A 12,556-nucleotide genomic window follows, 5' to 3' on the forward strand; every position below is an offset into this window, starting at 1 on the left:
CATCGTCCGTCACGAGCTGCCCGGGTCGGTGTCACGGCTCGTCGTGCTGGGCGACCCTCACGGCGCGCTCGAGGCCACCCGGGCCGTTCTCGAGAAGGAGATGGACGGTCGAACGCTGGCCGGCTGTGTCGGAGACGTCGTGGGATACGCCGACGGGCCTTCGAGCTCCGCGCTGGCCGAGTTCCTCCGGGACCAACAGGTCCCGACCGTCGAGGGGAACCACGAGGCATGGGTTGGACCCGATGGATCACTCTCCATCGTGGAGGGTCGCGTCTCCAGCCGGCAGCTCACTCCTGCGACGCTCGAGTGGATTCGGTCCCTTCCATCGACGATCGAGTTCGGACGCGCGGCGCAGACCGCCCCCCTCGCCGTCATGGTGCACTCCATTCGTGAGCCTCGCTGGGATTGGATCGACGCCTCCAACGCGGGCGGCCTGGTCGACCGGCTCGGGCGCCCTCGGGTCGTCGTGAGCGGCCACAGCCATCGCCCGAGGTTCATCGTCGTGACCGCGGGAGGCGGCTCGCGCGTCGAGCCATTCGATTTCGAGGCCGACGCGGAGATCTCGATCGACCTGCCCGCGGTCGGATCCGTCCTCGTCGATTCCGGAAGCCTGGGCCGTGCCGAGCGGGATCCGGCCATCCCTGGCGGCCGCAGGACGACCGGTCGGGCTCGGTACGGCACCTACGCGATCGTCGATTTCGAGCGACAGGTCGCGATCCTCCGTCGCCACGGTCACGGGTAGACGGCCGCGGACTGCAGGCCGGGCTTCCCGTCCGCACGTTTCCCAAACTAGAAAACAGCCGACGTCCAAACTAGCATTCAGCCGTCGCAGCGCATCCTTCGAATTCCTCGACAGAGCACCCCTACCCCTGAGTTCAACGACGACGAGTTCGACGTGACACGCGCCAAAGGGCTGAGGGAGAGGATTCAGGCCTTCCGCGCGAAGTACTCGGGAATCATGTCGCGGCTCGAGGCGACGGCGACGGAGCCCTCGAGCGGAAAACCGATCCGGATGCTCGGCATGAACACGAGCCGCTTCAGGGACGGAAAGATCGCGTCGCGTGGAGGGCGCGCGTGAAGGTGGCGCTCGGGTTCAAGGCCCACTCGGGGTGGGCGGCCCTGGTCGTCGTCGGCCGCACGGGCGGCGACGTCGTGGTCGTCGATCGGCGGCGCGTCGAGCTCGTCGAAGAGGCGTGGGCGAAGCAGCCGTACCACGCGGCGGAGAATCTCCCGGCGAAGGGGGCGCGGGAGACCGTGACTCGCGGCATCGAGGCGGCGCACCGGATCGCGCTCCGCGAGATGCGCGCGGCGGTGACGCGGGAGAGCGAGCGCGGCCACGTGGTCGCGGCCTGCGCCGTCGTCGCCGGCAACCCGATGCCCGGCTGGAGCGTCGAGGAGATCCTCGCGGTGCACTTCCGGATGCACAAGGCCGAGGGGGCGCTCTTCCGGGACGCCCTGGCCCGCGCCGCCGAGGGGTGCGGCCTGAAGCTGGCCGAGGTCCCGGAGAAACAACTCGTGGCTCACGCCGGGAAGGCGATCCCGAAGCCCGCCGGTCCGCCGTGGGGGAAGGACCAGAAGGACGCGGCGCTCGCGGCGCGGATCGCGCTCGAGGGGGCACGGTTGGCAACGCCTGAATGAAAACCCGGACGATTATCAGGAAGGCCCAGATCGCGAATCATGTGGTACGCTCGCCTGCGGCGACCGTGGAGAGGACCCCATTGCGGAGGTGAGATGGCCAACCGGATGATGGGAACTGTCACCGCATGTTTGAGCGCCGCCGTCCTGGCGGCAGCCGCCGGCTACGTCTTTGGCGTGAAACAAACTGTCCAGCAATCCACGCCCTCCGTCGTGCCGAATGAGCTGAAGGTGCCGCCGTTGACCGGACCGACTGGGCCGACCGGGCCATCTTCGAACTGCTCCGGGCAGTCGCCTCACCCAGTCACCGGAATGGGGCTCCCGGGATTCAAACTCCAATTGGATGGAGTGTCGGCGCCAGACCCGTTCAAGCCCAGTTTCAACCCGGTGAAGCTCCAACTGCATCACGTACTCAATGTGGCGAACGAGAGCGGCACGACGGTGGCAGTCTCCAAGGTGGGACTCTGGGTGGGCGTCACCAACGGCTTCGTCGAAAGCGATAGCACAAATGCGGGTTGCGGTTATCCGATGCTCACTCAGCCCACGTGCTCGTCGGTGGCGAACGGCGGGAGCTGCGATATCGGTTTCACCGGGACCGGTGCACCGACGACGGGTTTCATCGAAGTCATCACGAGCTCGGGCGTGATCATCGTGGCGCTCCAGTTCTAGCGGAGTCGACGCGCTCCGCGCGCGGGCTCATGTCGCGAGCAGCCGGAGGTTGACACGCCCCCCCGCCCCGGCTCAGACTCGGCCCCACATGATCAAGCCCCTGCTCTCCCTCGCGCTCGTCGCCGCGCTCGCGTGGACGGCGGCCCCCGCGCAGCAGATCCCGAACGGCCCCGAGTTCCAGGTCAACGCCTACTCGAGCGGGGCGCAGTTCCGACCGTCCATCGCCCGCGACGGCGCCGGGAACTTCGTCGTCGTGTGGGAGGACGATGCGCGGGACGGCTCCATGGAGGGGATCTTCGGCCGCCGATTCGCGAGCACCGGGGCGCCGATCTCGGGTGACTTCCAGATCAACACCTACACCACGGCCGTGCAGTACCACCCCGCGGTGGCGATGAGCCCGTCGGGAGAGTTCGTGGTCGTCTGGATGAGCTACGGGCAGGACGGCTCCAACATGGGGGTCTTCGGCCAGCGCTTCGACAGCGCGGGGAACGCGGTCGGCGGCGAGATGCAGATCAACACCTACACGCCGTCGCTCCAGTCCAACCCGAAGGCGGCGATGGCCCCCGACGGATCGTTCGTCGTGGCGTGGGACAGCTTCGGGGAGGATGGATCGTACGCCGGCGTCTTCGGCCAGCGATTCAGCAGCTCGGGGCAGCCGGCGGGGAGCGAGTTCCAGATCAACACGACGACGATGTACGACCAGATCGTCCCCCGCGTCGCCGCGGACGCCCAGGGGAACTTCCTCGTCGTGTGGGTCAGCCACGACGTCTCCGGCTTCGACGTCATCGGGCGGCTGTACGACAGCGGCGGCGCGCCGATCACGGGGGAGTTCCAGGTCAACGCCTATACGACGTACGGCCAGTTCTACCCCGGAGTGAGCATGGGGGCGTCCGGAAACTTCGTCGTCTCGTGGACGAGCAGCCTTCAGGATGCCGGAACCCCCGGCGTCTTCGCCCGGCGGTTCGACAGCTCCGGCACGCCCCTCACGGGGGAGTTCCAGGTCAACACCTACACCACCAGCCAGCAGACGGCGTCGGTCGTGGCGATGGACGGGTCGGGCGGGTTCGTCGTGTCGTGGATGAGCGAGGGGCAGGACCGCCAGAGCTTCGGCGTCTTCGGCCGCCGCTTCGACAGCTCGGGGGCTCCCCTCGGCGGCGAGTTCCAGGTCAACACGTACACGACCGGCTATCAGGGAATTCCCTCCGTCGTGATGGACGCGGCCGGGAACTTCACGGTGGCGTGGGTCGACCAGTTCCAGGACGGCGAGTCGTGGGGGGTCTTCGCCCGGCAGTTCTGCAACGACACCGACGGCGACGGCCTCTGCGACGCCGAGGACATCCTCGTCACGAGCCCGATTCAGGGGGCCGTCCTCGACTGCTCAAGCCCTCTCCTGACCCGCCCGACGATCACCTGGGACGCCGGGAACTACGACAGGTTCCGGGTCACCGTCGCGACCGACCCGTCGTTCGCCGCGGGGACCGGGGTGACGAGCGGCAGCGGCCTGCTGACGTCCACTTCATGGACGCCGCCGGGTAAGAAATGGAAGAGCGCGTGCGGCAAGGCGCAGGCGGCGAACCCGTCGAGCCCCGTCCTCTTCGTGAGGGTCTTCGGCGTGGACCTCAACGTCTCGAAGCGCGATCCGCACCGGAAGACGTTCAGCCAGGTCGTGCAGGCGGGTGTGACGCCGTAGGAGTGGGGTGTCCGAACTAACTCTGAGCCGGCGTCCCCTCACCTGAGCCTGCGGGCTTGGGGATCGCCGCGGCGTTCTCGGTCGTCTTCGGGAAGACGCTGAGCCCCTCGGCGCCGGGAATGGTCGCGCCGGGGACGGCGCGTCCCTCCTGGTAGGAAAATCCGATGTACGGATCCCAGTTGAACTTCCGGTCGACGACGATCGCCTCCTTGATGCAGAAGGTCTCGCAGATGCCGCACGACACGCACGTGCGCTCGTCGACCCAGGCGACCTTGCCGGTCATGTCGGCCGGGTAGCCCCCTTCCTTCATGCGATCCGGCGCGTCGACCAGGTGGATGCAGTCGAAGGGGCAGGTGTCGATGCAGTACTCGCACCCCGAGCAGAGGTCCGGGATGACCACCGCCTTCGGGATGTCCTTCGCCTTGATCCTCTTCACGAGGTCGTCCCACTGATCCACGATGGCGTCGTACGGGCAGAAGATGCCGCAGACGCCGCAGTTGATGCAGAGGTCGGGCTCGATGACGAACATCTCCTTCTTGATGCCCGTGATCGCATTGGTCGGGCACTTCAGCTCGCAGATCTCGCAGCCCACGCAGTCGTTCGTGATGTAGTGGCCGCGCCACTCGTACTTCTCGCCGGCCGGAGCCCCCACCTTGTGCACGACGACCGTCAGCGTGCGGTTCCAGTACCGGACGTCGTACCCCACGGCCGTCTCGGGCATGTCGAAGTGAACCGAGAACTTCTGGGGGAAGTCGGGAACGCGCCCGCAGAGCTGCGACGTCAGCGCGTCCTCGAGCGTTGCGTGCGCCCAGAGGACGTTTCCCTTCATCTCGACGTGGTACTTGTAGTCGGGAAGGAGATCGGGCATCCCGTGGCGGTACTTCAGGGGATGGTTCGGCGTGCGCGACGGGAAGCTGATCGTCGCGACGTAGCGATCGCCGTTGTCGACCATGCCGCTCGCGCGGCCGAACCGGCGGTCCAGCTCGAGAGGGTCGAGAGGATCCTCACGGTGGATGAGCCACTCCTTCTCCCACCCGTCGACGTCTTTCAGCCCCGCGATGCTCTCGAGCTCCGCAACCGTTTCCAAGAAACCGCCCTCCCGAACGCGTCTGCCTGATATCGGGGATTCTACGGGCCCGACCCATGCGGGTCAAGGAAGCCTGCTCCCGCGCCCTACGGCATCGACGGGCGGAGCACCTTGAGAATCAGCGTCGTCAGCTCCGTCGCCTGGACGTCGGGTTTGTCCCCTCCCGACTCGGCCGCGAAGCGTACGCGGATGCGCGGCGGTCCCTCCCCACCTCGCCCAGGATCCCGCCCCGAGATCTCCAGAACGACCCCCTTGTCGCCGTAGTTGAAGACCGCCGTGACCCTGACGTCCTGCCCCGCCTTGAGCACGACCGGCCGCGCCGTGTCGTTGTGCCGCCACCCCTTGATGTCGAGCGCCGGCGCCGGCTGCCCCCCCGGCTCCGGCAGGTGCAGATCGGCGAGCAGCCGAAAGTCATGCCCATCGCAGACGGTGACGACCTGATCGAGCACCTCCTTCACCGCCGCCAGAGGCGCCCCGACTCCCACCCCCACCCAAGAGATCGCTCCGGCCAGCAGGAACCGCGCGATCCACGTGCCGGAGAGTCGCGACATGCCCCGTATCATCGAGACGAATGCCACCCGAGTCAAGGCACCCAACGAGCGGTTGGCGAGACTGTTTGCGGCGTGGGAGCGTCTGAGACGAACCCGGGTACCCGCGGAGGCGCCGGCGCCTCCTGTCATCGAACAAGACGGCGCCGCCGCAGCGGGTGGGTGAGCGAAGCCGAGGCCGAGCGCGATTACTTCACGCGCGGAGGCCGGCTCCCACGACGCAAACAGTCTCGCCACCCGCGCAACCGACCTCCGCCTTGACTTGCGATCGACCCCGCCCGCAAGATCGCGGGGACGCATGCCCGACTTCACCGGCCGGAAGATCTCCCGCTACCAAATCCTCGACGAGCTGGGCCGGGGCGGGATGGGAGTCGTCTACCGGGCGATCGACCCGCGCGACGGGCGCCGGGTGGTCGTCAAGATCCTCACCCCCGACGCCGCCGCCGACGCGGAGTGGCGCGCGCGGTTCGAGCGCGAGGCGCGAGCCTGCGCGGCGCTCCACCATCCCGGCATCACCGAGATCTACGAGACCGGCGAGGCCGACGGGATCCCCTTCATCTGCATGGAGTACGTCGAGGGGCGGACGCTCCGGGCGGTCCTCGGAGATGGCCCGCTCGAGCCGCGCGAGGCGGCGGGAATCGTCGCCGAGGTCGCCGACGCGATCGCGGCGGCTCACTCGCGCGGGATCATCCACCGCGACCTCAAGCCGGAGAACATCATGGTCGGCCCGGAGGGGCGCCCCAAGGTCCTCGACTTCGGCATCGCCGCGATCGTGGATCCCCCCCAGGGGGACGGCGACTTGGGCGTCCTCCCCACGAACGCGCAGCGGCTCACGACCGTGGGCGCGCTCCTCGGCACGGTGAACTACATGTCCCCCGAGCAGGCGGCGGGGCGCCCGGCGGGGCCGGCCAGCGACGTCTTCGCGCTCGGCGCGGTGCTGTACGAGATGATCGCCGGGCTCCGCCCCTTCCTCGGCGAGAACGACATGGCGATCCTGCACGCCATCGCGTACGACAACCCGCCCCCTCTCGCCGCGCGGCGAGCCGACACCCCCCACGCGATCGAGGCGGTCGTGAGGCGCGCGCTCCGGAAGGATCCGGGGACGCGCCACGCGAACGCCGCGGCTTTGAGGGACGATCTGCGGCTGGCCCTCGGCGGGGGGGCTCGCAGCGTCGCCGAGGACTCGACGGCGCCGCACATGGCGATCACGGCGAAGCACACCGGTCGCATCCCCTCGCGGCTCGAGCCCTCGGCGGAGCCCGGGGCCGAGTCACCGCTCTTCGGCCGCGGATCGCAGATCCGCCGCATCGAAGCGGCGCTTCACGAGGCGCGCGAGGGAAGGGGGCAGGTCCTCCTCGTCCGGGGCGAGGCGGGGATCGGCAAGACCCGCCTCCTCGCCGAGTGCGGGAGGCGGTTCGATGCGCGCGGCGGCCTCTACGTGGTCGGGCGCTGCCTCTTCCGGGAGGGGGGCCTCCCCTACCATCCCTTCGTCGAGGCGGCGGAGAGGCTCATCTCGCTCCTCGGCGTCGACACCGCGGAGGAGCTGCGCGATCACGTCAAGGAGCGGATGCCCGCGCTCGTCGGCAGGCTCCCGATCCTCCTCTCGTTCCTCCACCTCCCCGGCGGGTCGCAGGGGCTCGCCGCCGAGCCGATCAACCGCGATCACCTCCTCGACGCGATCGCCGCCTTCTTCGTCCAGGCGGCGCGGGTGAAGCCGATCCTCATCCACATCGACGACCTCCACTGGGCCGACGAGGGAACGCTCGATCTCTTCCAGTACATCGGGCGCGGCCTCCGGGGCTCGTGCGGCGCGATCGCGGGGACGTACCGGCCGGAGGAATCGCGCGCCCTGCTGTCGCGGCTGTCGGCGGGCGACGTGTTCGTCGAGATCGCGCTCGATCGTCTCGACGCCGCCGGGACCGAGCAGATCGTCCGCGGCGCCCTTCCGGGGGCCGAGCCGAGCGCCGAGTTCCTCGCCCCGCTCCATCGCGACACGGCCGGCAATCCCTTCTTCGTCCTCGAGGCGATCCGGTTGCTGAAGGCCGACGGGCTGATCCGGCGCCAGGAGGAGTCGTGGGTCATCGATCCGCGCGCGGCGGGCCAGGCCCTTCCCGGCAGAATCCACGAGGTCGTCGGGCGGCGCCTCTCGCGCCTCTCCCCCGCCGAGAGGCAGATCCTCGAGATCGCCGCGTGCGAGGGGATGTCGTTCCGATCCGCAACCCTCGCGGCCTGCCTCTCGCGCGATCGCTACGAGGTCCTCGCCTCGCTCCAGGCGCTCGAGCGCGATCACCGGCTGATCCGCCACGAGGACGAGAGCTACCGGTTCGATCACCCGATGATCCGCGAGGCTCTGTACGAGGAGATCATCCCCGAGCTGCGGCGCGAGCACCACCGCCGCATCGCGGAGTACCTGGTCGGCGCGGACCCGGTCTCGCCCCTGAGGGCTGACGCCGCGGCCGTCGCCTTCCACCTCCTCGAGGCGAGGGAGGAGGAGAGGGCCATCCCGTATCTCCTCCAGTCGGCGGAGATGGCGCGCACCCTCTTCGCGAACTCCGACGCCGCGCGCGCGCTCGATCGAACCCTCGCGATCCTCGACGCGCGCGAGGCGGCCGGGGCCCCCTCGGGAGCCGGCACCCCCCTCGCCGCGTGGCGCATCAAGGCGCACAAGGATCGGGGAAAGCTCTTCGTCCGCCTCGGCGAGTTCGAGAGGGCGAAGGCCGATTTCCTCGAGATGCGCGCGCGGTCCCGCGGGGCGCGCGTCGCGTCGCGGGAGGCGCATGCGGAAAACCTCCTCGCCGACCTCGCGGTGCGCACCGGCGATTACGGCGGCGCGATGGATCACGCGCGGCGGGCTTATGAGATCGCGCAGGCCTCCGGGGACCGGCACAGCCTCGCGAGCGCCCTGGCGGTGACGGGGATCGTCCACTTCAACCACGGCCGGTTCGACGAGGCGCTCGCGGCGCACAGCCGGTCCATCACGCTCCAGCAGTCGATCGAGGATCTCGGCGGCTACTCGGACAACCTCAACAAGATCGGCAACATCCACCTGCGGCAGGGGCACACCGAGGAGGCCCTCGCGGTCTACGGCACCGCGCTCGCCCTGGCGCGCCAGGCGGGCCAGCGTCTCTTCGAGGCGGAGGCGCTCAACAACATTGGCGCCGTCCACCACGAGCGCGGCGCGCTCGAGGAGGCGCTGAAGGAGTACGAGGAATCGCTCGCCCTCAAGCGGGAGATCGGCGACCGGCGCGCCATCGCGAGGAGTTTGAACAACCTCGGGCTGCTGCGGGAGATCCGCGGCGAGTTCTCGGCCGCGATGGCGGCGCACCAGGAGTCCCTCGCGCTCAAGCGCGATCTCGGCGACCAGGCGGGGATCGCGTCGAGCCTCAGCAACCTGGGAAGCCTCCTCGAGAAGATGGGCGAGTACGCCGCCGCCCTCGCCTCGTGCGAGGAGAGCCTCGCCATCAAGAAAGCGCTCGGCGAGAGCTGGAGCATCCCGTACTGCCAGAACTCCCTCGGGCGGCTGCGCCTCGCGCTGAACGACATCGACGGCGCCGAGGCGCTCTTCAGCGACGCGCTGCGGGGGACGCGCGAGCTCGGGGACCGCCCCGAGGAGTGCCGATCGATCACCAACCTCGCCGAGGCGATGCTCGCCTCCGGCCGCTGCGAGGGGGCGCTGTCGGTCCTCAGGGACGCCGCGAGCCTTGCCGAGCAGCTCGGCCTCCGGGAGATGCTGGTCGAGATCCACTATCTCGCCGGCCTCGCCGCGCTCGAGTCGGGGGACGCGGCGGAGGCCGCGGCGGCGCTCTCGCGCCTCGGCGACGTCCGGGCCGGCACCCACTTCGCGCACGGAGGGGTCCTCGCAAAGCACCTCGACGCGATGGTCGCCCGGGCGCGCACGGGAGAGGAGACCGCCGCGCCGGCCTTCGACGCCGCCATCGCCGCGGCCCGCGACGTCGGGCTCCGGGGGCTCGAGTGGCGCATCCTCGACGACGCCGGAAGGGTGGACGACGCGCGGGAGGCGCTCCTCACCCTGGCCGAGGGGGTCCCCGCCGGCGATCTCCGCCGCCTCTTCCTCTCTTCCGCGCGGGCTCGGGCCCTCACCGCCCCCGGCGCCGCCGCGGGGGATATCCCCTCCGCCTGATGGGGGCCGGGGCGACGCATCGATAATTTTGATTGACGGCCCCGCCGAATGACCGTACGCTTTGGCCGACTATCTTCCGTGTCGGCCCGCCGTCTCTTCCCGGAGCCTACGAGGGTGACCCTGAGCCCCAACGTGCGCCGCGCCAACGTCCTCGCAGCCGCTGGCCTTCTCCTCGCCCTCGTCCCGTACACCCTCGCCTCCGCCGGAATCATCGAGCTGGGCCGCAAGGGGCAGCTGGCGGGCGGTAGCACGTTCACCGTCATCGTCGAGGGGCGGACCTTCAGCGAGGGAAGCCACATCGTCACCGAAAACGTCGCGAGCATCGCCGAAAAGGTCCGGGCCAACATCGACGCGAGCCCCTTCTACACCGCGACCATTCCCGATCCAACCAACAACCCCACGAACATCACGATCTTGCGGGAGACGGGCATCGAGCCGTACTCGCTCGAGGTCTTCATCAGCGACCCGAACATCGGCGGGGCCTTCGTCGACGCGGGCAGTCTCCCCTCCACGTCAGGCACCTTCCAGGGGGCGAACGCGATCGCTCACAACGGGAACTTCGAGATCGACGTCACGGTCTTCTGCCCGGGGATGCCGCCGATGGTCTTCACGCACGTGGTCTCGACAGCCCCTGCCACGAAGACCGTTGCCGACGTCAACGCCGAAATGGTCGCGCTGCTCCGAGCGAGCGGCTTCTCCGTGAGCGGGCCGACCCTCGGCAACACCTACACCCTCTATGTGCAGAGCAACCAGCGCCTCCAGCGGATCGAGATGAACCGCACAGACACCGGCATCACCACGAGCGGCGTCGGTGAGACGACGCAGTCCCAGGCCAACGTCCCCACTCTCTCCGAGTGGGGCCTCGTCTTCCTGGCGGCTCTGGTGGCCCTCGGGGGCGCGCTTCTCCTTCGCCCCGGGTCTCCCGCCTGACGACCGGTCCATGAGAGCCGGTCCATGAGAGCATGAGAGGATGAGCCGCGCATGCGCCGATTGACGAGAACCCCGAGAGGCGCTGCCGCCCTTCTCATCGCACTCCTCCCGTGCACCCTCGTCTCGGCCGGCATCATCGAGCTGGGGAGGAAGGGTCAGCTCGCCGCGGGGAGCTCGTTCACGGTCCTGGTGGCGGGCACTCCTTTCTCCGACCCGAACCATGTGGCTGGTGAGGATGCCTCGGTCATCCTCGGGCGCATCCGGGCCCAGATCGCCGCGTCCGGCTACAACGCCGTCACCGTGACCAGTCCGACGGACCCCAACCTGAACGCGATCGGGATTACGAACGCGATGGGGATGGAGCCGGCCTCGCTTCAGGTCAACGTCTCCGACGCGAACATCGGCGGCGCCGTGGTCGACTTCGGCGCGCTCGGCGGAGCCACCGCGACCGTGGCGGGCGCCAACGCCGTCACCGGGAACGTGGGCGGCACCTTCGAGATCGACATCACCCTCACGACCGGGGCGCTCTTCACTCAGATCGTGACGACTCCCTCGAAGTCGGCCACGACGGTCAACAGCGATATGGTCGCGGCGCTCACGGCGAACGGATTCACCGTCGCCGGCCCGACGAACGGCCCGTGGACCATCTCGAGGGTGGGGGCGAACCTCGCGCGGGTTCAGATGAAACGCACGGACACGGGGATCAGCGTCAGCAACGTGACGCTCGTCTCGGCGCCCGCGCCCTCCGCGCCGGTGATCGTGGCGACCATCGGGACGCCGATCCCGACGCTCTCGGAGTGGGGGCTGGTCTTCCTCGCCGCGCTCGTCGCCCTCGCGGGGATCCTCCGCCTCCGGAGCTGATCGCTCCCCTCCCGGCCTGTGGTACGATCCCCGCCCCGGCCCCCCGTTCCGAGGAGATCGCTTTGTCCGACGCGGTGTCCGCATATCTCGCCTCGATCCTCATCGGCTCCCCGCAGGTCCACGAGAACCTGACGCTCCTCCCCCTTCTCGCCTCCCGCGAGACGCCGGTCGAGTACGTCTCCCTCGACGACGCCCTGAAGTCGGGGCAGGTGGAGATCGCCGAGATCCACGAGGCGGGAAGCGTCCAGAACATCAAGGTCGTGAACCGGGGGGCGAGCAAGGTCCTGATCCTCGACGGCGAGCAGCTCGTCGGCGCGAAGCAGAACCGGATCTCGAACGCGTCGTTCATCATCCCGGAGATGAGCGAGAGGGTCATCCCGGTCTCGTGCATCGAGGAGGGGCGCTGGCGCTCCACGTCGAAATCGTTCGGCGGCACCGACTCGATGTACGCCGCCTTCGGCCGGCGGGCCAAGCTCCACGACACCACGTCGATGCTCCGCGTGAAGCGCGAGTTCCGCTCCGATCAGATCAAGGTCTGGGACACGGTGAAGAAGTACCTCGGCGAGAGCGGGACGGCGTCGAGCACCGGCTCGTTCGTCGACTACCAGGACGCGAAGCGGGGGGACCTCGACGCGTACCTCGCCGGGTTCCGCTCGGAGCCCGGCCAGGTCGGGGTGATGGTCCTCATCGACGGGAAGCTCCAGGGGCTCGACACCTTCGGCCGCCTCATCACGTGGCAGGGGGTCTTCCGCAAGCTGATCCGCTCGTACGCCATGGACGCCATCGTGAGGGCGACCGTCGAGCCGGCACCCGGAGCCCGGGCCCCTCTCGCGCCTCAGGAATTCCTCGACGCCCTCGACGCCGCGCCTCGCGAGAGCTTCGATTCCCCCGGCGAGGGGGTGGACATCCGCATCGAGACCGACGCGCTCCTCGGCGCGGCGCTCGTTCTCCGCGACGGCGTGCTGCACCTGACCGCCTTCCCGAAGACCTGAACG

The 12,556-nt window shown here is 69.3% G+C and carries 11 protein-coding genes; 9 read left to right on the top strand and 2 right to left on the bottom strand.

The window, feature by feature from the left end:
* Nucleotides 1-28: 28 nt before the first annotated feature.
* The 5 genes from HY049_04435 (at nt 29) to HY049_04455 (ending at nt 3,994) form a co-directional block, all read left to right on the top strand.
* Entirely contained in the window at nt 29-742 is a 714-nt protein-coding gene (locus HY049_04435; GenBank protein ID MBI3448152.1) for a metallophosphoesterase family protein, read from the top strand.
* A gap of 153 nt (nt 743-895) precedes the next feature.
* Nucleotides 896-1,078, top strand: coding sequence for a nuclear transport factor 2 family protein (locus tag HY049_04440; GenBank protein ID MBI3448153.1), 183 nt, complete (start codon nt 896-898; stop codon nt 1,076-1,078).
* The gene (locus tag HY049_04445; GenBank protein MBI3448154.1) at nt 1,075-1,638 is read left to right on the top strand and encodes a hypothetical protein; all 564 of its coding nucleotides are present in this window, start codon (nt 1,075-1,077) and stop codon (nt 1,636-1,638) included. The genes HY049_04440 and HY049_04445 overlap by 4 nt, the downstream gene beginning before the upstream one ends.
* A gap of 93 nt (nt 1,639-1,731) precedes the next feature.
* Nucleotides 1,732-2,304 carry a hypothetical protein gene (locus HY049_04450; protein MBI3448155.1) on the top strand — a complete coding sequence of 191 codons (573 nt, stop codon included), beginning with the start codon at nt 1,732-1,734 and terminating at the stop codon, nt 2,302-2,304.
* Between the two features lie 88 nt (nt 2,305-2,392).
* A complete protein-coding gene (locus HY049_04455; protein ID MBI3448156.1) occupies nt 2,393-3,994 on the top strand; it encodes a hypothetical protein in 1,602 nt (533 codons plus the stop codon).
* A 16-nt stretch (nt 3,995-4,010) separates the two neighbouring features.
* On the opposite strand, the gene HY049_04460 is transcribed toward HY049_04455, so the two are convergent.
* Both HY049_04460 and HY049_04465 read right to left on the bottom strand, forming a co-directional pair.
* Nucleotides 4,011-5,081: a 4Fe-4S binding protein gene (locus HY049_04460; GenBank protein MBI3448157.1), complete on the bottom strand. Its 1,071-nt coding sequence runs from the start codon at nt 5,079-5,081 to the stop codon at nt 4,011-4,013.
* An 86-nt stretch (nt 5,082-5,167) separates the two neighbouring features.
* Nucleotides 5,168-5,632, bottom strand: a complete 465-nt coding sequence (locus HY049_04465; protein MBI3448158.1) for a hypothetical protein — start codon at nt 5,630-5,632, stop codon at nt 5,168-5,170.
* Between the two features lie 295 nt (nt 5,633-5,927).
* On the opposite strand from HY049_04465, the gene HY049_04470 reads away from it, so the two are divergent.
* The 4 genes from HY049_04470 (at nt 5,928) to HY049_04485 (ending at nt 12,553) form a co-directional block, all read left to right on the top strand.
* Complete coding sequence (locus tag HY049_04470; protein MBI3448159.1) at nt 5,928-9,770, top strand: tetratricopeptide repeat protein; 3,843 nt, start codon at nt 5,928-5,930, stop codon at nt 9,768-9,770.
* 114 nt (nt 9,771-9,884) lie between these two features.
* Nucleotides 9,885-10,700, top strand: a complete 816-nt coding sequence (locus tag HY049_04475; protein ID MBI3448160.1) for an IPTL-CTERM sorting domain-containing protein — start codon at nt 9,885-9,887, stop codon at nt 10,698-10,700.
* Between the two features lie 51 nt (nt 10,701-10,751).
* Nucleotides 10,752-11,561, top strand: coding sequence for an IPTL-CTERM sorting domain-containing protein (locus HY049_04480; GenBank protein ID MBI3448161.1), 810 nt, complete (start codon nt 10,752-10,754; stop codon nt 11,559-11,561).
* Nucleotides 11,562-11,623: 62 nt separating this feature from the next.
* Nucleotides 11,624-12,553: a hypothetical protein gene (locus HY049_04485; GenBank protein MBI3448162.1), complete on the top strand. Its 930-nt coding sequence runs from the start codon at nt 11,624-11,626 to the stop codon at nt 12,551-12,553.
* Nucleotides 12,554-12,556: the final 3 nt, after the last annotated feature.

The organism is Acidobacteriota bacterium, assembly GCA_016195325.1.
In the GTDB taxonomy this organism is placed as follows: Bacteria; Acidobacteriota; Polarisedimenticolia; order JACPZX01; family JACPZX01; genus JACPZX01.

Bases quoted from the DNA above. Each gene is read 5' to 3' on its own strand.
- HY049_04450 (MBI3448155.1), top strand. From the start codon at position 1,732: ATGGCCAACCGGATGATGGGAACTGTCACCGCATGTTTGAGCGCCGCC.
- HY049_04455 (MBI3448156.1), top strand. From the start codon at position 2,393: ATGATCAAGCCCCTGCTCTCCCTCGCGCTCGTCGCCGCGCTCGCGTGG.
- HY049_04465 (MBI3448158.1), bottom strand. From the start codon at position 5,632: ATGTCGCGACTCTCCGGCACGTGGATCGCGCGGTTCCTGCTGGCCGGA.
- HY049_04470 (MBI3448159.1), top strand. From the start codon at position 5,928: ATGCCCGACTTCACCGGCCGGAAGATCTCCCGCTACCAAATCCTCGAC.
- HY049_04480 (MBI3448161.1), top strand. From the start codon at position 10,752: ATGCGCCGATTGACGAGAACCCCGAGAGGCGCTGCCGCCCTTCTCATC.